This is a genomic window from Synechocystis salina LEGE 00031 (assembly GCF_015207985.1).
Taxonomy (GTDB): Bacteria; Cyanobacteriota; Cyanobacteriia; order Cyanobacteriales; family Microcystaceae; genus Synechocystis; species Synechocystis salina.
Genome location: NZ_JADEVV010000011.1, coordinates 1 through 18,064 on the forward strand (window position 1 = coordinate 1; position 18,064 = coordinate 18,064).

At 48.3% G+C, this 18,064-nt stretch carries 18 protein-coding genes; 3 read left to right on the forward strand and 15 right to left on the reverse strand.

Features of this window, described 5'->3' with window-relative positions:
- Window positions 1-252: 252 nt before the first annotated feature.
- From IQ217_RS05290 to IQ217_RS05315, 6 genes are all read right to left on the reverse strand, one after another.
- Complete coding sequence (locus IQ217_RS05290; protein ID WP_190598470.1) at window positions 253-594, reverse strand: slr1659 superfamily regulator; 342 nt, start codon at window positions 592-594, stop codon at window positions 253-255.
- Between the two features lie 62 nt (window positions 595-656).
- A complete protein-coding gene (locus tag IQ217_RS05295) occupies window positions 657-1,256 on the reverse strand; it encodes a slr1658 family protein (RefSeq protein ID WP_194019176.1) in 600 nt (199 codons plus the stop codon).
- A 41-nt stretch (window positions 1,257-1,297) separates the two neighbouring features.
- On the reverse strand, window positions 1,298-2,125 hold the full coding sequence (locus IQ217_RS05300; RefSeq protein WP_194019177.1) for a diguanylate cyclase: 828 nt from the start codon (window positions 2,123-2,125) through the stop codon (window positions 1,298-1,300).
- Window positions 2,126-2,509: 384 nt separating this feature from the next.
- Entirely contained in the window at window positions 2,510-3,577 is a 1,068-nt protein-coding gene (gene murG, locus IQ217_RS05305) for an undecaprenyldiphospho-muramoylpentapeptide beta-N-acetylglucosaminyltransferase (RefSeq protein ID WP_194019178.1), read from the reverse strand.
- 185 nt (window positions 3,578-3,762) lie between these two features.
- Window positions 3,763-3,879 carry a photosystem I reaction center subunit VIII gene (locus IQ217_RS05310; RefSeq protein WP_028948017.1) on the reverse strand — a complete coding sequence of 39 codons (117 nt, stop codon included), beginning with the start codon at window positions 3,877-3,879 and terminating at the stop codon, window positions 3,763-3,765.
- 90 nt (window positions 3,880-3,969) lie between these two features.
- Complete coding sequence (locus tag IQ217_RS05315; RefSeq protein WP_190598466.1) at window positions 3,970-4,443, reverse strand: photosystem I reaction center protein subunit XI; 474 nt, start codon at window positions 4,441-4,443, stop codon at window positions 3,970-3,972.
- Window positions 4,444-5,025: 582 nt separating this feature from the next.
- On the opposite strand from IQ217_RS05315, the gene IQ217_RS05320 reads away from it, so the two are divergent.
- On the forward strand, window positions 5,026-6,660 hold the full coding sequence (locus IQ217_RS05320) for an iron uptake porin (protein ID WP_194019179.1): 1,635 nt from the start codon (window positions 5,026-5,028) through the stop codon (window positions 6,658-6,660).
- Here IQ217_RS05320 and IQ217_RS05325 read toward each other — a convergent pair.
- The 5 genes from IQ217_RS05325 to IQ217_RS05345 form a co-directional block, all read right to left on the reverse strand.
- On the reverse strand, window positions 6,657-7,871 hold the full coding sequence (locus IQ217_RS05325) for a M20 metallopeptidase family protein (RefSeq protein WP_194019180.1): 1,215 nt from the start codon (window positions 7,869-7,871) through the stop codon (window positions 6,657-6,659). The two genes, IQ217_RS05320 and IQ217_RS05325, sit on opposite strands and share 4 nt — an antisense overlap.
- A 48-nt stretch (window positions 7,872-7,919) precedes the next feature.
- On the reverse strand, window positions 7,920-8,597 hold the full coding sequence (locus IQ217_RS05330; RefSeq protein WP_476718266.1) for a diacylglycerol/polyprenol kinase family protein: 678 nt from the start codon (window positions 8,595-8,597) through the stop codon (window positions 7,920-7,922).
- Window positions 8,598-8,799: 202 nt separating this feature from the next.
- Complete coding sequence (kaiC, locus tag IQ217_RS05335) at window positions 8,800-10,359, reverse strand: circadian clock protein KaiC (protein WP_190598462.1); 1,560 nt, start codon at window positions 10,357-10,359, stop codon at window positions 8,800-8,802.
- 157 nt (window positions 10,360-10,516) lie between these two features.
- Window positions 10,517-10,834, reverse strand: a complete 318-nt coding sequence (kaiB, locus tag IQ217_RS05340; protein ID WP_010874242.1) for a circadian clock protein KaiB — start codon at window positions 10,832-10,834, stop codon at window positions 10,517-10,519.
- Window positions 10,835-10,961: 127 nt separating this feature from the next.
- Window positions 10,962-11,861: a circadian clock protein KaiA gene (locus IQ217_RS05345; RefSeq protein ID WP_190598461.1), complete on the reverse strand. Its 900-nt coding sequence runs from the start codon at window positions 11,859-11,861 to the stop codon at window positions 10,962-10,964.
- A 388-nt stretch (window positions 11,862-12,249) separates the two neighbouring features.
- On the opposite strand from IQ217_RS05345, the gene pgm reads away from it, so the two are divergent.
- Window positions 12,250-13,905: a phosphoglucomutase (alpha-D-glucose-1,6-bisphosphate-dependent) gene (pgm, locus tag IQ217_RS05350; RefSeq protein WP_194019182.1), complete on the forward strand. Its 1,656-nt coding sequence runs from the start codon at window positions 12,250-12,252 to the stop codon at window positions 13,903-13,905.
- A 114-nt stretch (window positions 13,906-14,019) separates the two neighbouring features.
- Entirely contained in the window at window positions 14,020-15,777 is a 1,758-nt protein-coding gene (locus IQ217_RS05355; RefSeq protein WP_194019183.1) for a glycosyltransferase family 39 protein, read from the forward strand.
- Between the two features lie 62 nt (window positions 15,778-15,839).
- On the opposite strand, the gene IQ217_RS05360 is transcribed toward IQ217_RS05355, so the two are convergent.
- The 4 genes from IQ217_RS05360 to IQ217_RS05375 form a co-directional block, all read right to left on the reverse strand.
- The gene (locus IQ217_RS05360; RefSeq protein WP_190598458.1) at window positions 15,840-16,082 is read right to left on the reverse strand and encodes a DUF4926 domain-containing protein; all 243 of its coding nucleotides are present in this window, start codon (window positions 16,080-16,082) and stop codon (window positions 15,840-15,842) included.
- Window positions 16,079-16,414: a DUF6883 domain-containing protein gene (locus tag IQ217_RS05365; RefSeq protein ID WP_194019184.1), complete on the reverse strand. Its 336-nt coding sequence runs from the start codon at window positions 16,412-16,414 to the stop codon at window positions 16,079-16,081. The genes IQ217_RS05360 and IQ217_RS05365 overlap by 4 nt, the downstream gene beginning before the upstream one ends.
- Window positions 16,415-16,488: 74 nt before the next feature.
- Window positions 16,489-17,046, reverse strand: a complete 558-nt coding sequence (gene labA / locus IQ217_RS05370; RefSeq protein WP_010874237.1) for a low amplitude/bright protein LabA — start codon at window positions 17,044-17,046, stop codon at window positions 16,489-16,491.
- A gap of 348 nt (window positions 17,047-17,394) precedes the next feature.
- Complete coding sequence (locus IQ217_RS05375) at window positions 17,395-17,658, reverse strand: DUF4327 family protein (protein ID WP_190597932.1); 264 nt, start codon at window positions 17,656-17,658, stop codon at window positions 17,395-17,397.
- Window positions 17,659-18,064 lie beyond the last annotated feature (406 nt).

Genomic DNA, 18,064 nt, shown 5'->3' on the forward strand with positions numbered 1-18,064 from the left:
GAGTTCGTCGGCAGCGTCAGTGTGTATAAGAGACAGGAGTATAACGGGGTGGGGGTCTACGGGCCATAGGGAAAAGTTGAGAGGGTGGAGTTTCCTAGTCTAGCTTTGGGAGAACTATTTCAGCCGGCCAGGATTCAGGGTGAGCTTTGGGGTTGAATATGAAGAGAAAATATTGTCCCGTGGCTTGGCATTGCCAACACCAGGTAATGGGCAGAGAGAATACTATCCTATCCAAGTTTTCCGTCCAGAATTTTAGATGAATTCCAAGGTTAAACCAGGCATCAACCGTTGCAGATTTCTTAGGGATTTAGTTTGCCAGAGGATATTTTTAGAACCCCTAAAGGCCAGACTGGCACCTTCCTTGCCCCGCACCTTCATGACAAACATTGAGAGCATACTGATGCCGGAACTGTTGAGAAATTCTAACCCTTCCAGGTTGATGATCAGCTCACTACAATCCGCCAAAATTTCTAGCATGGTGTTCATAATTGGCTGATATTCCTTCATGCCTTCCAATCGCAAAAAGCCGCGAAAATAAAGGGTATTGTTGGCTTCTTCAAAGTAAATTCGATAATCTTCGGTGGTTATTTCCATATGGATAGGTCGCAATAAAATTAGGGATTTGGGAGAAATGGTTTTTTCTTAGCTATCACTGCTCAAATTTCGACGCTCAAGTGGGTCATTACCGTCACTTTTATCAAATCCTCAGAGCCGGGAACCGGGGAAAATTGCCAACCAAACTGGGCTTGGTAATCATTAATCATGGTTAATAAGCCAATTTGGGATGCTTCGCAGTTTTCCAGGGCCGATTTTTCCAGCCGTTCCATATACAATTCCATGGGATCCTTCTGCTTCAGCACTTTGATGAAGTCTTCATACTCGATGGTGGTTGGCAGAGGCGAAATATTACTGGTCTCAAAAATTAATTTGTGATCGTAGAGATGGAGGGTGATGATGATGGGGCAATCATGGTCCGTGGTGCTGTATTTAACGGCGTTTTCCAACAATTCGTTGGCAATGTAACTGACGGACCCTTTGATGGTGTCCCGCTGACTGAGGCCGTCGTCCGCTTCATTACCCGGAAAAAAGGTGGCAAAGTAGTCTCCCAAAAAGTCCGCCGATAGGCCATAGTTGCGCCAACGTTGTAGACGATTGGCCCGGTCGGGGGAAAAGTTTAGGGTGAGAAATTCGTCGCTGGGGGGAATAGGGTCAAGAAACTCTCCCCATTGTCTGACATTGGTCTGGTCAGTGCTCATGGTTGTGCCTATGGGACTGGCTCACTTAGTTGATAGGAAAATCAATGGCCGACAATACAATTCCGGCCCTGGCGTTTTGCCTTGTAAAGATTTTCGTCCGCTTGGGCAATTAGGTCTAGGGGGGATTGCCCTGGCTGGGGATACACGCGACCGATGCCAAAGGACATGGTAACGAATTCATTGGTGGGGGAATGGTGGTGGGGAATCTCTAGCATGACCAGGGATGATTGCATCCGTTTAGCAATCTGCTGAGCGGCTTCACCGGTCACCTGGGGTAGAATGACGGCAAATTCTTCGCCACCGTAGCGGGCGAAAAGATCGAAGGGGTTGCGGAGGGTGGAACTGAGGGTTTTGGCAATGCGCCGTAGACAGTCATCCCCACTGAGGTGGCCATAGAGGTCGTTGAATTGTTTGAAATGGTCGATGTCACACAAAACTAAGGCGATCGCCCCTTGGTCATCCATGGCCCGTTCCCATTGTTGGGCTAGATGGAGGTCAAAGTGGCGGCGGTTGGAAACCTGGGTGAGGCTATCGAGGTTGAGTAGCTCTGCGGTTTCTCCTAGCTTTTGTCGCCATTGGGCGTCCACCACGTCCCCATGTTGCATGATGGTTTCCACAATAATCTCTAGGTCTTCCTTTTCTCGGGAAATTAAACTGAGGATATTTTGTAACTTCGCTTCTGCCCGCTGTCGTTCCACAATCTCACTTCTGAGCTTGACATTGGTTTCATTCAGCAATGACTCGATCATGTCCCCATGTTCGGCGATCGTGGTTAAGGCAATGTGGAGGTCATCGTTTTCCCGTTGCAACCGATTAATTTCTTGCTGGAGTTGAGCTAGGGTGGCCGCCGTTAATTCTGTCGTAGTCATAGTGGGGAGCAGGGACGGAGATAGGATCCAGAAATTTTTGAGTGGGTTTATTTACCTACCTAGGTTATTCAATGTAACTCACTTAGTTAAGAATGACTGCTTACCAGGGACTCTTTTCTACCAGATATTCTAAATATTTTTGTTGGGTAACCCTCTGTTTAGTTGTGGGTGGGGTATAGAGTACCTACTATCGTTCCCCTAGAAACAACAGGGAGCGAGTCTTGTCTTGGCTTAGGGCCTACTGGCAAAGTGCTATTTTGCGCCTCAATGGACTGAATGGGGCACTTTTTCCTGTTTTTTTCCAAGCTTAGGGGAGGCGGGAGGGCTTTTACAACAATCTTTTTGATGAATCCGGTAACTACGTCTCAGCAGGCTCCGTCAATGTCAGCGAGATTTTTCCACCGATGCCCTGACGATCGCCGCTAACTGTTCTGCACTATCGAGGTCAGCCAAGGTGCCAGCGGCCTTGGCCATGGTGGTCAATTTTTCCGGACTCTGGAGGAGTTCGAGCCCAGCTTGCTCCAACTGTGCCGCCGTGAGGGATTTTTGGGCAAACATTAGGGCGGCCCCGGCATCGACAAATACCTGGGCGTTGTACATCTGATGATTTTCCGCTGCAAAAGGATAGGGAATTAAAATGGCAGGCGTCTGGGTAACAGCCAATTCCGTCAGGGTGCCTGCCCCGGCTCGACTGATGGCTAGGTCTGCCCTCTGCAAAAGCGCCGCCATGTTATCAAAAAATTCTAGGGAGAGATAATGATCATGGCTAAAGGTGGCTGCCTCCGGATCGTTCTTGCCGGTCAAATGGACAATAAAAGCTCCGGCATTAACCCAAGCCGGCACACAACTACGGACTTTTTGGTTCACTGTCACGGCCCCTTGGGAGCCGCCTGCGACCACAATTAAATGTTTGCCCGCTGGGATGGACAGGTCTAAGGGCTGGGGTTGGTGAAACTGCTCTCGCACGGGGGTACTGATCCACACCGTTGCACAGTTGGGCAAATATTTGGCTGTGCCCCGAAAACCGATCGCCACTTTATCGCACCAACGGCCCAACCAAGTGGTTACTTTACCGGGAATGAAGTTAGATTCATGAAAAATTACCGGAATGCCACATAATTTGGCTGCCACAATGGCCGGTGCCGCAATATAACCCCCCGTAGTCGCCACCGCATTAATTTGTTTGCTCTTAATCAATTTTCTGACGGTGAATACGGACCGCAACAGATTCCAGCTGATCTTGACTGTTTTTAAACTGGGCCGCCCCTGGAAACCTTCCACTGGGATAGTTTGGAGGGGATATTGCCTGGGTACTAGCGTGGTCTCCAGGCGATCGGGCACCCCCAACCAAGTAATCTCATAGTCTGGCAACTGTTGGGCCAGGGCTAGGGCCGGAAAAAGATGTCCCCCCGTGCCACTGGCGGCAATTAGTAAACGAATCGGTTCAGTCATCTCACCAAAATATCCGGTAAAAACTACATAAGCCCTTAATTAAGCCCACAAAAAAAATACCCCACCCGCTGGCGGAGTAACAAATTAAAATGTCCAATCCCCCGCATAACGGAGAAATCCTGACCCACCCAAGGATGGTTAGACATTTTTGATTAAAAGACTGTTAGTCTTCAAACCTTCCCAGCCTAACCTTCACTTTCAATGTGAATGAAAAGCAACCCCATGGTCACAGCGGGGAATAACCAACCGACCATAGGAATCAAAATCCAAGGCAGATAAGATGCAGCGTAGGAACCGTCCATTAGTTAATACTCCTTATTAATTGGATGATTGTAAACTCAGGCCGTTGTGGCAACGGCAAAATCGCAACAGTTTAAAGGTTATAAGGTTATTTAGTTAAATAGACCCCGGAAAATCCCATCCACAACACTGAGGTTTTCCAGCAGGAAGTAAGCCACAAAGGCACCTCCCATGCCACCCACAAAAAAGCCAGCGGCAAATTGGCTCCAACCATCGGCTGTTTGCAGAGTGTCGCCGGTACCCTCTTCCCCTTGGAAAGTAACTAAGCCATAGCTACTCAAGGCAGCGGTGGCCACCAAGATCAAAGCCAAAGCTCCGATCAGACCACCAATGTACTGGTACTCAGAATCCCGCAGGGGGCCGAGCAGGGTCCAGGGGCCAATCAGAAAGTAGCCATGGGCCATCCCCACTTCCAAACCTCTGAGGATGGGGGAAAGACCTTTGCGGTAGGCGGGTAAGTTACCGATAAAAGTGCGGGTAAAAGCGGAGTCGGAAATGGGGGTGGAAAGGTGCCCCACAAAAGGATCGCCGTTATAGGCTTGTACAACTTGGTTAGATTCAGCCATTGGTATTGAGTTCTCCTGTTAAAGAATTTCGTCAGGGACGTGACAAAACTTTAGTCCCCATTTTACGCACGGGGGGACGTTTTGCGAGGAAAATGGCCTTTAGCTTTAAAAAAATTCATTAAGTTTTATTGACATCCCACGACAAGGGCTGTTTTGTTGGGATTCTCGACCCAGAGGACTTCTTTATATCTGATTTGCCAATTAGTTGGCTCTGTCTTTTTTAATAAGCTAATAAGCTTCTTCAATCTTTGTCAGTTTGCTTTTGGCGATTTGGAGAAAATGGGCGAGCCAAATCATGGCTTTGTCTAAGGAGATTAACAAAGGAAAAAAGCTGTCTGAGCCGTTATCCCTCCATCTATTCGTGCAGGTGAAAAAATCACTAGGACTTAGTCAATGAAGATTCCAGTCCGATGGGCTTGGTGGAAATGCTCACCATAAATGGCGGAAAATATTATATTGTGATAATGATTATCATTGTTAAGGCTAGCCTGGGGCAATTTTTGGGTATGGGGAGGAAGGGCATTGCTTTCGCTCTGACTTCTTGCCTATATTCTCAATAATTTGTCGGCTAATCCTTAGAGTGTGAGGACTCGTATGTTAAAAAAACTGTCACTAGTGTGGGGTTTAGGTGCCCTGATGGCGATCGCCGGGGGAGAGGGAGAAGCTTTAGCCGAACCAGTCGACAAAATCGAACGCTTGCAGTTTGGTCAATCCCTGGAAGATATGGACTCCAACCCCATGGGACAGATCACCAATGTATCGGAGCTCAGGGATGTGCAGCCCACCGCCTGGGCCTACGAAGCATTAAAAAGTTTAGTGGAGCGTTACGGTTGCATCGTTGGTTACCCTGACCGGACTTTTCGCGGCGATCGAGCCCTATCCCGTTGGGAGTTTGCTGCGGGGCTAAATGCCTGCATGAATGTGATGGAGCGGTTAATCCAGGAGAACGTAGCGGTTTTACGGGAAGACGTTGATAAGCTGAAACGCTTAGCTCAAGAATTTCAGGGAGAATTGGCGGCCCTGGGAACCCGCATCGATAATCTGGAAGTCCGCACGGCTTACCTGGAAGACCATCAATTTTCCACCACCACCAAATTAAGTGGGCAGGTAGTAACGGCCCTGAGTGGCATTGTCAGCGGCGACAAAAATAATGGCACCGAATCAATCACCAGAAATACCACCTTGGGTTATCGCACCCGCTTGGAGCTCAATACAAGCTTTCGGGGAGATGATGATCTGTTTATTCGTTTATCCAGTGGCAATTTAGAAGACTATGGTCCCATTGCCGGTACTTTTCAGCCGGTGTTAGGGGCAACGGAACCGGAAGATGGCAACCTCAGCAACAGTGTTCTGTACTATACTTTCCCTGCCACGGAAAATATTCGTCTGTGGGCCCTTGGGGCTGGGGGAGCTTTCGATGATTTCACCAATACCATTAACGTTTTGGACGGGGATGGCGCCTTTGGTGCGTTGACAGCCTTTGGTACCCGTAGCCCTATCTATTTTCTAGGGGAAGGCACCGGGGCGGCCCTCCAGGGCACCTGGGATAGATTACAACTCAGCCTTGGTTACCTGGCCCCCGCTGGCAATGATCCTTCCCAGGGAGAAGGGCTATTTAACGGTAGTTTTGGCACGATCGCCCAGTTAAACTACGACTTCAGCGACAATTTGACCCTAGCTTTAACCTATGGCTATGGCTACAATACCCTGGACACCAGCACCGGTAGCCAACGCTCTAATTTCCGCTACTTCACCGAAACCACCTTTGGCGAAGCAGCCAAAACTTCCCACAACGCCTATGGAGCGGCTTTTTCCTGGCAATTGAGTGACCATTTTGTCCTGGGAGGCTGGGGAGGCCTTACCAAAGCCCGCACCCTCAACTCCATTGATCTGGTAGATGCCAGCATTGGTAGGGGCAGTTTAGACATTTGGAATTGGGCAGTGACTTTGGCTTTCCCCGACATTATCAAGGAAGGGAATATGGCAGGGATTATTGTGGGCATGCAACCCTGGGTGAGCAGCAGTTCCATCGTCTTTCCCGATGACGTTGCCAGCACCGACATTGACAGTTCCCTCCACCTAGAAGGGTTTTTCGAGTGGGCAGTGAATGATAATCTTTCCATTACCCCCGGTATTGTGGTGGTGCCCAATGCTGATTACAACAACGCCAATGGCACCCTGGTGATGGGGGTGATTCGTACCACCTTCAGCTTCTAGGCATGGCAAAACCGTTCCACACAACGGACAAATAACTCTACCCCCACTGGCAACACGGCCTCATCAAAATTGAAGCGGGGATGGTGGTGGGGATAGTCCAAACCTAGGCCGCTATTGGCAGACCCTAAAAAGAAGTAACAGCCTGGCACGGCCTGGAGGAAAAATGACATGTCTTCCCCTGCTAGGGTTTGATAATCCGGTTGGAGATGGTCATCAGTTAGTAACACATCCGCCGCCGCCAATCGCACTAAATCCACCAAACGGCGATCGTTGACCACGGGGGGATAGATATTGTCGTAGGTGAATTGGTAATTAGCCCCGTGAGTCTGGCAAATGCCCTTGATAATTTCTTCGATGCGTTGGGCAAAATAGCCCGCAAAACTGGGGTCAAAGTAGCGCACTGTGCCCCGGAAATAGGCACTGTCGGGGATGACGTTAAAGGCCGTACCGGATTGCAACTGTCCCACAGTAACCACGGCGGACTGCAGGGGATTTAAATTGCGGGCCACAATGCCTTGCAAAGCCATGACAATCTGGGCACTAATCACCAGGGTATCAACGGTTTGGTGCGGCATGGCCCCGTGGCCCCCTTGACCGAACAGTTGACATTCAAAATGTTCCACCGCTGCCATCACTGGCCCTGGTTTGATGCCCACCGTGCCCACGGGCAGATCGTTCCACAGATGTAAGCCCACAATGGCATCCACCGCCGGATTTTCCAGCACCCCCGCCTCAATCATGGGTTTGGCACCGCCGGGGCCTTCCTCCGCTGGTTGAAAAAACAATTTTACCTGGCCCCGAAAACTATCCCGATGGGCTGCCAAATATTGCGCTGTTCCCAAGGCGATCGCCGTGTGACCGTCGTGGCCGCAGGCGTGCATTTTGCCTGGGTGGAGGGAACGGTAATCCACTTCATTTTCTTCTGTTACTGGCAGAGCATCCATATCGGCTCGGATGGCCAACACAGGCCCCGGTTTACCACTGTCAACCACTGCCATAATGCCGGTTTTGGCAATGCCTGGGGTGTGGGGAATCCCTAGCTTAGTGAGGGTTTCCGTAATGTGGGCCGAGGTTAATTGCTCTTGGAAGCCCAATTCCGGGTATTGATGAAATTGCCGTCGCCATTGGATCAATTGACCATGTAGCGCCTGGATGGGCAAACGGACATTGGTACTGGGCAGATTGGTTGGCTGGGGAAGGGTAAAAACCATAGTGGAAAAGCAGGGTGGTGTTTGTATTTTAACCATTCCCCCCAGGCATTATCCCAGCCAGAGATAGCTACCAACCAAGGCGATCAAGGCACTGCCCATGGGAACAGTTAGGTTATCAATGCCCCAACGGGAAAAGCTCTCCAATCCCGCACTGGCGATCGCCACCGCCCCGGCAACAACAAAGGAACTAGCTGTGAAGCCAAAGGTGTAACCCAGGAGTGCCACTGTGACCAAAAAACTAGCCAACACCATGGTGAGAGTGCCTTCCCAACTTTTGCGGAAACCAAAGACTTCGTAGCGGTGACGACCCCATCTTTGTCCCACCAGGGCCGCCATTCCATCACCCCAGGCCATGACTAAAATACCGATCGCCGCAAATACCGGCAGCCCCACGGAGAAAAATCCCCCCACCAATAGGCCAATGCTGAGGGCGTAAAACAAAGTGCCGTAACTATGACGGCCAACACTTTCCAGGCTGGGTAAAATCGGTAAACGGTAGGAGAGCACTGCAATGCCAGCGGCAAAGACACCGGCGATCGCCCCCACCCAACCGGGAATACCCAACCACCAAGCGATTAGCACCACCTGCCCCGCTCCAATGTGGACAATTTTGCGGGTTACCTCCGCCGGACTGGGGGAAAGGCGATTAAGCAGTTCCGCCGTTAACACCACAGCCCCTAGGTAAGTTGCCGCTAGCCCCACCGCTATCCAGAGAGAAAAAGCCATAGGACTATTTTGCTCGATGCCCATCAGGAAAGAAAACCATGGTTATAGCTTCGGTGCCAGTACCTTAGCTTGATGACAATCCCACTAATCATACCTTCAAAAATATGATCGATCTTTTAATCAATTTGGGTTTCACTACCAATGTTTGATTTTCGAGTAGTTTAAGAGCCTGTTTGTAAAGTCTGATTTCGCCCTCTAAACTCTACTCAACTGTTTTATCTTTAACGCCCCGAACAATACGGGAAAGCTCAGATTTTTCATCCACACTGATGCGGGTGGGAGAACCACTAATAATCCGTTCATAATTGCGGAAGGAATCCCGAATGTCAGGGCCGTCATGGCTGATGCTATATTCGCGAATACCTTTATCGTGCCAAGAACCCCGCATTTTAAACACATTTAGGGCCCGGGACATTTCCCCCCGTATCTCCACATACTGCAACATCAAAATAGTGTCCGTAATGGTGGAAATATGGGATTCCGTAATGGAATGGGCCCCCATAAATTGGTCTGTGGTATTAGTAAAGAAACCAGTAATTTCTTCCTGTTTGGCGTAGCCCGTTACCCCAATGACAAATTGACGGAAAGCATTATTAGTCACCCCCCGGGCCAGGGCAGAGAGGGAATCGATGGCAATCCGGGAGGGCTTAAATTCCGATATTTCTGATTTAATCATTTGTAAATGATCTTCCAAACCTGCCGATTCCGGATAGGTACAGAGGAGTTTTAACAAACCTTTGTGTTCCATTTCTTCAAAGTCAATGCCCCAAGAAGAAGCGTTACGGGAAAGCTGAGCCCGGGACTCTTCATAGGCAAACAAAATGGCCCGTTCCCCTTGGCGACAACCTTCTTGTAAAAATTTGCTTACTAATAGAGTTTTGCCGGTACCAGTAGCCCCCGTAGCGAGAATAATTGAATCTTTGAAAAAGCCACCGCCACACATTTCGTCCAAGGTTTGCACCCCCGAAGAAATCCGCGCATTGGAAGACCTCTGGGTGAGGCGCATGGCCCCAAGGGGAAAAATATTAATGCCGTCATGGGTGATGGTAAAGGGATATTCCCCTTTCATGTGGGTGGTGCCCCGCAGTTTGAGGATTTCTACGGTGCGCCGTCGCCGTTCCCCTTCCAAAACATTACGCAAAACCACCACGTTATCGGAGACAAATTCTTCAACTCCAAAGCGGGCAATGGGGCCATACTCCTCCACCCGTTCCGTGGTCATAATCGACGTTACCTGTAATTGTTTTAGCCGGGCCACCAAACGAAAAATTTCCCGCCGCACCACCGAAGCCGCATCATATTGTTGAAATACCGCTGTGACGGAATCAATGGAAACTAACTTGGCTTTATACTTCCGCACTGCATACTGAATTCTTTCAATTAGGGCCGATAGGTCAAAGGTGCCCACCACTTCCTGCCCTTCCGGATCAGGAGAAGCATCGAGGATAAATAATTTGCCATCTTCAATTAGCTGCTGTAGATCCCAACCAAAGCTGTAGGCATTTTCAATAATGTCACTGGGGGATTCTTCAAAGGTAATAAATAGCCCTGGATAGTCGAAGTGTTGAATTCCCTGATAAAGAAATTGCACTGCCAGCAGGGTTTTACCGGTACCAGAGGTACCACTCACCAGGGTAGTACGGCCAATGGGCAAACCGCCATGGGTAATTTCGTCAAAGCCCTCAATCACAGTACGAATTTTCTGTACTCCCTTCCTTGGCACGTCGGGGCGGTTGCGTTCGTTAACAATCGGTAAGTTCATTAGCTAAATTTAAATTTTTAAAGAAGTTAGTAAAACTAAATAACGGTTTGGCTAAAACTAATTGAATTTGTTTAGGTTGAGGGGCGAGATTAAGATTTTCTACGAGTTCGATGACTTATGCTGATCCGGAGACGCGCTAGCCCTGTGGCCAAATTTTTTATTGGTCTTCCGCTTCCCGTTCCCGGATTTCGTCATAGAGCAAATCTAGACCAATTAACACTTTTTCTCGGTCGGAAAGATCACCGATGATTTTCCTGACGGGGGGCGGTAGGATTTTAGCTAGGGTGGGGGTAGCAAGAATTTTATCTTCTTCGGCCAACTGGGGATTTTTTAACACGTCGATCACTTTGAGGGCATAAACTCCCTGAAATTCTTGCTCTAGGATATTTTTCAGCATTTTAAGGGCCCGCACAGAATTGGGGGTATTGCCGGCTACGTAGAGTTTGAGAACGTAAGTTTTTTTAAAAGGGCTCATTTTATGGGTTTACTAGGACGAAGGGGGAAACCAACCAAGAAACAACTAAGCAAATAGATAACCAGGGAATCGAGGCAGTTTCAACAGTCAAAAGTTGAGCTGATGATTAAACCGCAGCATTTGGTTATTAATCCGTTTGATAATATACATCAAAGGGAATGTCCTCCCGTGGTATGGAACGACGATACATTTCCCCCAGATGGGCGAGGATGTCGATCAGCACTAAACGATAATCTAGGAGAACTTCTTCGCTCCGTCCTTCTAGCTTGAGGTGCTGGGAAAATTCGTCCATTAACTCCATATGAATTTCGAGGATTTGGGAAATGGCCAGGTCAGCAAAAAAAGCCTGGTTGACAAATTGATCCAATAGGTCGTTAACTGTTCCCTCATTGCTGAAGTAACTGAGGGTAATCTCCCGATATTGGGAACTTAAATCTTCTAGATATTCCTGTTTTTCCTGGGGGGAAAAGTTGCGGTAAAAGTGACTGGGCTTACGTTTGTAATACACTCCTAGGTAACCAAGTCTTTCTTTGAGTTTGTCGGCCAGCCTTCTTTGCTGTAGCAGTAAAAAGCTTTGGGATGATTCATCGACAATGGGGGCAGGGATAGTTTCTCTTTGGTTAGGGAGGGTGCAGAGGGGCCCAAGGTGTAAATAATGGGCGATCGCCCGGTCTACGACGGTGGGCAGTTCGGACCATTGGGATTCGGGCAGATGGATTTCGGCGTTGTGATAGACAATGGTGGGGTGTTCGTTGGTAGTTTTTGCTAGGGCGGAAGGACTAGGTTCGAGCAAAATAATTGGCAACAAACGCCCCTGTTCATAGAGACGATTCAACACCGGCAAGGAATTAACTTCGTAGTAGACCAACAAACAATCAATCCGTTCAGGTTTGTCTTCTAGAAAGGCACAAAAGTCATCTAGCGCTTGAAAACTCGACAGATGATGGCGATCGCCCTGGAAAATAGACCTGAGTCTATGGGCAACGTGTTCGGGAGCAAAAAGACAGAGGGAGAGGGGAGACTGCACAGGGGATCAATAATCAGTCGAAGGTTAATCAGACAAGGGCTCAGATTAGTTTTGTCACCACGGAAGGTGCAAGTTAAGAAAGTATTAATACTATTAATTGGAAAATTGTGTTAAGCAACTACCCCCTGAACGTTAACACAATCTGAGTGCTCCTTGGCCGGATAGCTTAAGACCTGTTTACAAAGATTGAATCTGCGCTCCTAATCTTGTCGCTGGGCATGATTAGCTCAAGGTAACTTTGGAACTTTTTCCCCATAGCTAGGGGGTGGGGGGATTTTTTTACCATCTGTTTGTCAAGGGCTAGCCCTTGGCTAGTTCACCCTTTTTGGCTAGGATTTGGGTGTCTAAGCCCCCGATCGCCGCCCTCCATTTTTTATAGTCTCCGTATATGACAAGCAGAATTAACCCCCTCGCCGGCCAGCATCCCCCCGCCGATCAACTGTTGGATGTGGCTCAACTGCTCGACAATTACTACCGTCAGCAACCGGACCCGGAAAATCCCGCCCAGCTAGTGAGCTTTGGCACCTCTGGTCATCGGGGTTCTGCCCTTAACGCTACTTTTAACGAAGCCCATATTTTGGCGGTGACCCAGGCGGTGGTGGACTATCGCCAAGCCCAGGGCATTACGGGGCCTCTTTATATAGGGATGGATAGCCATGCCCTCTCGGAACCGGCCCAGAAAACCGCGTTGGAAGTATTGGCCGCTAACCAGGTGGAAACCTTTTTAACCACCGCCACCGACCTGACCCGCTTCACCCCTACCCCAGCGGTGTCCTACGCCATTTTGACCTACAACCAGGGGCGCAAAGAGGGTTTGGCCGACGGTATTATTATTACCCCTTCCCACAACCCCCCCAGCGATGGCGGTTTTAAATATAATCCCCCTTCCGGCGGCCCAGCAGAACCGGAAGCAACCCAATGGATTCAGAACCGGGCCAATGAGTTGCTCAAAACCGGCAATCGAGCAGTTAAACGATGGGACTATGACCGGGCGTTGAAGGCCCCCACCACCCATGCCCATGATTTTGTTACCCCCTATGTGGACGGTTTGGCGGACATCATTGACCTCGAGGTAATTCGCTCAGCGGGCTTGCGGTTGGGAGTTGATCCGCTGGGGGGAGCCAATGTGGGCTATTGGGAACCCATTGCCGCTAAATATAATTTGAATATCAATCTGGTTAATCCCGGCGTAGATCCGACGTTTAAATTTATGACCCTGGATTGGGACGGCAAAATCCGCATGGATTGTTCTTCCCCCTACGCCATGGCCAGTTTGGTGAAAATCAAAGATCACTACGATATTGCTTTTGGTAATGACACCGACGGCGATCGCCATGGCATTGTCACCCCCAGCGTGGGGTTAATGAATCCGAACCATTTCCTCTCCGTGGCGATCTGGTATCTATTTAGTCAGCGGCAACAGTGGTCGGGGCTGAGTGCCATCGGTAAAACCTTGGTTAGCAGTAGCATGATTGACCGAGTGGGGCAATTAATTAACCGTTCCGTCTATGAAGTGCCCGTGGGCTTTAAATGGTTTGTCAATGGTTTGTTGGACGGCTCCTTTGGCTTTGGCGGCGAAGAAAGTGCCGGGGCTTCCTTCCTGAAGAAAAATGGCACCGTTTGGACCACCGATAAGGATGGCACCATTATGGATCTATTGGCGGCGGAAATTACGGCTAAAACCGGCAAAGACCCTGGGCTCCATTACCAGGATTTAACCGCTCAGTTGGGTAATCCGATCTACCAGCGCATCGATGCTCCGGCCACCCCAGCCCAGAAGGATCGACTGAAAAAACTTGCGCCCGATGACGTTACTGCCACTACCCTGGCCGGCGACCCCATCATGGCGAAGCTGACCAAAGCCCCCGGTAACCAAGCGGCGATCGGTGGGTTGAAAGTCACCACTGCGGAAGGTTGGTTTGCCGCCCGGCCCTCCGGCACGGAAAATGTCTATAAAATCTATGCCGAAAGCTTTAAGGATGAAGCCCATCTCCAGGCTATTTTCACGGAGGCAGAAGCCATTGTTACCGCGGCTTTGGGTTAACCTACCCAGTCTATGTTTCGTCTGAAACGTCCTCTTCCCCCTGGCAACCTAATCGCTGGGGGGATTGTCTGTCTGTTGGGAAAAACCCTGTCTTTGCCCCTGTGTTAATTGCCTATGTCCCGCTCTTTTTGGTTACTTCTGCTCTGGACGGCGATCGCCGCTGGATTACGAAGTTGGAATTTGGACAGTAAACCCCCCTGGACTGATGAATTTGCCACCCTCGTATTTAGTCTAGGTAATTCTTTTAGCGATATACCCTTGGGTCAGGTGTTGACCGTTGCCGACCTATTAAGCATTTTGCAGCCCCTACCCCAGCCAGAACCCAATACCGTGGCAGCAAGTTTATTAAATGGTGATAACCATCCCCCCTTTTATTTCGTCCTGGCTCACCTGTGGTATCGATTATTTCCCCCCGATGGCAATTATTTATCCCTGGCGATCGGGCGATCGTTGCCGGTTGTTTTTGGCACCCTTGCAGTACCCCTAGGCTATGGCTGTGCTAAGTGGATTTGGGGTAAAGATCAGGAAAAATTAGCCCAATTTACCGCCCTGTTGATGGCCATTTCCCCCTACGGAATTTTCATTAGCCAGGAAGCTCGACACTACACCTTTGCCATTATTTGGGGACTAATTTCCATTGCCTGTTGCTTAAAAAGCTTAAGCTATTTATTGAAAAATCAACGTTTACCTTTTTCCTTAACTATCATCTGGATATTAGCCAATGCTCTAGGCATTTCGGTCCACTTTTTTGCCGTTTTACCAATGGCCGCCCAGGCGATCGCCCTAGCACTGTGGCTGGGAGTCTGGCATCGCCAGGGAAAGATTAACTTTCTATTAGCTTTAAAATCCCTTTTACCCGTCATACTGGGCACCGCTGCCGCCGGTCTCAGTTGGATAGTGATTATTAACCAAAAGCAATTCGGCCATGGCATGACGGAATGGATTCAATTCACCGATATGTCCTGGGTTGATACCCTCCTCGGCCCTCCAGCCCAATTAGCTGCCGCTGGCATCACCATGTTTTGTCTATGGCCTGTGGAATCGGAAAATTTGTGGCTTGTGGTGTTATCAGGTCTGGGGATGTTGGCCTACTTTATCTGGTTAACCCCGGTGGTATGGCAGGGTCTGGGGCACGGCATAAAAACGCAAAAAGATCCAAGGGTTTTAGTTTTGGTTACTACTTTTATTTTTTTGGTAATTATTTATTTGACCATCAGTTACGGAGCTGGGTTAGATATTACCAGGGGGGCAAGGTATAGCTTTAACTTTTGGAGTTTACTGATGTTAATGGCCGGTGTGGGCCTAGGAAAAAATCCCCAAGTAAATTCCCACCGCAGTGGTGATTTAGTCCCATCAGTTGATCAATGGCAGCAATTAAATTGGTGGCAAAGAAGTCGCCAGGGCCTCTATTTGCCGATGATCATTTTGATCATTGGTATTTTGAGTGCTTTCACTGTTACCCATAACTTGGCTTACCAGAAATATTATCGACCCGATAAACTTTTAACCCTATTGGTAGACAATCCCCCTAGCGAAAACCGTTGGATTGTCACTACCCATAAAAGCTTGGTACAGGTGGGGGAACTGTTGGGCCTCGCCTGGGAAGCGCAGCGACATTTTCCCGAGTTAGTACCCCAGTTACGATTCGTTTTTTTGCCCCAGGAAAAATTACAGGATCCTGCTGCCACAGAAAAGTTACAGAATTTATTAAAACAGGCGGAAGGACCAGTGGATTTATGGTTAGTTAACTATTTTGCTCCCCTAGATTTTCCCGATTGTCAAATGGATAGAAGTCCGAAAAAAAATATTTTTGGCTATCCCTATCAACGCTTTTATTGTCCTCTAAATAGAGAACTTGGACAGATTAATTGAATAAATGAAACTAAAACTGGCCATTATACAATTCCTCTAGTTGAGGATACCAATTCACTTTCTCATGCGGCCAGGAGACGAACGGACAGTAGAGCATTATCGGGAATGGGTTCGACTTGGGACTGGGGAAGGCTAATAACGGCAATACTTTCGCCTTTAGCATTGAATACTTCCAAAATATAGCCATTTTCTCTACCGGCAGGATGAGGAACCATATCAACTAACGTGGCGATATCTCCTTTTTTGAGGTTATATTGGGGTTGGTCTACGGTCAGGACAACACGCTGATAAAGCTCTAAGTTCAAAGTGTTTTCTCCTTTTTAGGTTTGAGGGTTACAAATCGAAATTTTTGGTCAATATGCCACTGTATCCAGATAGTGACAACATTTATAGTTCTGGTTTGGGTTCCCTGCAGTGGTCCTTCAACTCGATAGAATTTGCCATATTCGTTGTTACCGTCAAAGATGGCAGACTCAGTGGAAATAAGTATTCGTATCGCCCGTTCCAAATTTTCGGGAGCATCTAAGGTGAAACCAGCTTGAGCAAGAAATTTTGATTTGTCATCTTGGGGTTTAAAGATCAGTAAATAACAAGTTAGTTTTTCTACTGGAATGATAGCATCACTAGGAATTTTCATTCTCGGGCGCAGTCTCTTTAGTATTACTTACTAGATTATCCATTCCTATTAATAGGAATTTATTAAGAAGACAGTTAAGCAGTTTGTTCAGTGCTATAAAAATCCTGTTTTTCAATGGCTGGTCTGATGTCATTAAGGTCGATATAACGATCGGTGGCATTTCGTAATTCCCTGGCAATCATGCCTTCGGTGGAAACTACGGTGATGTGGGTACTTTTTGATCTTAATAGCTCGATCGCCCGTTCAAAATCGCCGTCGCCACTGAATAAAACCACCCGGTCATATTGATCAACGGTGTTAAACATATCTACAACAATTTCAATGTCTAAATTAGCTTTTTGGGAGTATTTACCAGAAATATCGTCGTAATATTCCTTCAGAATTTTAGTTCTGACGGTGTACCCTAAACTAATTAGGGCATCCCGAAAACCCCTTTGGTCTTGGGTATCTTTCAGACCAGTGTACCAAAAGGCGTTGACGAGTTTTACGGATGGATCTTCAGTGAAAAAAGATAATACCCTTCTCGGGTCAAAAAACCAGCCATTTTTCTGCTGTGCATAAAACATATTATTCCCATCCACAAAGATAGACAAACGATCCCTGCGGAAAGGAATACCACTATGAATTGACATATAAAGTTAAATCGTAAAAATAAAAATAACTAGCGATAATGCTAAGAAATAGAATAGAAGTTAGAAATAAAAATAATAGCTGAGGTTAGTTTAGCGCAATTGTTAACCCCTAGGGAATTGGAGCAACCATCAATGCCCCCCCAGAATACTTGATTCGGCGGAAAAATGGCTAAATCAGCTCATCTCGGCTCAATGGAGGCGATCGCCGTGGGATGGTGACATTGCTGGAGCCTCTAGGGGGGGGGATGGTTCCCATCAGCACATTGCCTTGCCCATAACCAGACCTTTGGGAGGCTAAGGGCTTGCAGGAGGGCTTTTCAAAACTTCTTCAGGAAATGCCCTTTCTCCCTAGGCACAACCGTAACCGTCTGGGTCCTGGAAATCCCAGGCTTCGCAATTCATCAGATCGATGATGTGGTCCCGCAAAAGGTAATCGTGCATTTCCAACTCCCTTTCCACTGCTAACCATTGCCGGGCAGGAATGAATTGACAAAGGGTATAGATGGGCTGTTGGCGATCGAGGCGGTTTTGGCGCACCAGTTCACTGGCGGTGGAGCGAATGACTTCGAGGGAAAAAACTGTTTCTTGATGGAGCGGCGAGGAAATAACCATGGTGGGTCAACCGGAAATGGACAGTGTATAAAAAGCCAATATCTACGGAACTGAGGATTACAGAAGGGCAGGCTGGGGGCTGGACAAAGCCCCAAATGGTAGTAATTTTGACAGCAGACGCAAAAACCTTTAATAATTTAGGGGCAAAATCTGGTCAAGGGAAGGGGAAAAAACCGTATAACCGTAACAAAAAATACAATCTTCCCTATTTTACGAAGGGCGGACAGGCAATGTCACGCTTTTGACCTTAATCTTTTGTTTATCTTTAGCTTTGGTTTTTGCTGGGGTTGGCCCCCTCTTTTTCGTGGCACTGATAAGGGACTAAGCTAGGCCCAGTCGGTCTTTTTTGCTTATGGTGGTCACAGTCGCCCCGGGCGTTTCGCTCCCGAAGGTTGGGTCAACGCCA

Excerpts from the sequence above, each read along its gene's own strand:
- kaiB (WP_010874242.1), bottom strand. The coding sequence starts at position 10,834 with ATGAGCCCTTTTAAAAAAACTTACGTTCTCAAACTCTACGTAGCCGGC.
- IQ217_RS05355 (WP_194019183.1), top strand. The coding sequence starts at position 14,020 with ATGTCCCGCTCTTTTTGGTTACTTCTGCTCTGGACGGCGATCGCCGCT.
- IQ217_RS05330 (WP_476718266.1), bottom strand. The coding sequence starts at position 8,597 with ATGGCTTTTTCTCTCTGGATAGCGGTGGGGCTAGCGGCAACTTACCTA.
- IQ217_RS05300 (WP_194019177.1), bottom strand. The coding sequence starts at position 2,125 with ATGACTACGACAGAATTAACGGCGGCCACCCTAGCTCAACTCCAGCAA.
- IQ217_RS05295 (WP_194019176.1), bottom strand. The coding sequence starts at position 1,256 with ATGAGCACTGACCAGACCAATGTCAGACAATGGGGAGAGTTTCTTGAC.
- IQ217_RS05310 (WP_028948017.1), bottom strand. The coding sequence starts at position 3,879 with ATGGACGGTTCCTACGCTGCATCTTATCTGCCTTGGATTTTGATTCCT.
- IQ217_RS05290 (WP_190598470.1), bottom strand. The coding sequence starts at position 594 with ATGGAAATAACCACCGAAGATTATCGAATTTACTTTGAAGAAGCCAAC.
- IQ217_RS05315 (WP_190598466.1), bottom strand. The coding sequence starts at position 4,443 with ATGGCTGAATCTAACCAAGTTGTACAAGCCTATAACGGCGATCCTTTT.
- IQ217_RS05365 (WP_194019184.1), bottom strand. The coding sequence starts at position 16,414 with ATGAAAATTCCTAGTGATGCTATCATTCCAGTAGAAAAACTAACTTGT.
- murG (WP_194019178.1), bottom strand. The coding sequence starts at position 3,577 with ATGACTGAACCGATTCGTTTACTAATTGCCGCCAGTGGCACGGGGGGA.
- IQ217_RS05325 (WP_194019180.1), bottom strand. The coding sequence starts at position 7,871 with ATGGTTTTTACCCTTCCCCAGCCAACCAATCTGCCCAGTACCAATGTC.
- labA (WP_010874237.1), bottom strand. The coding sequence starts at position 17,046 with ATGTCAATTCATAGTGGTATTCCTTTCCGCAGGGATCGTTTGTCTATC.
- IQ217_RS05375 (WP_190597932.1), bottom strand. The coding sequence starts at position 17,658 with ATGGTTATTTCCTCGCCGCTCCATCAAGAAACAGTTTTTTCCCTCGAA.
- kaiC (WP_190598462.1), bottom strand. The coding sequence starts at position 10,359 with ATGAACTTACCGATTGTTAACGAACGCAACCGCCCCGACGTGCCAAGG.
- pgm (WP_194019182.1), top strand. The coding sequence starts at position 12,250 with ATGACAAGCAGAATTAACCCCCTCGCCGGCCAGCATCCCCCCGCCGAT.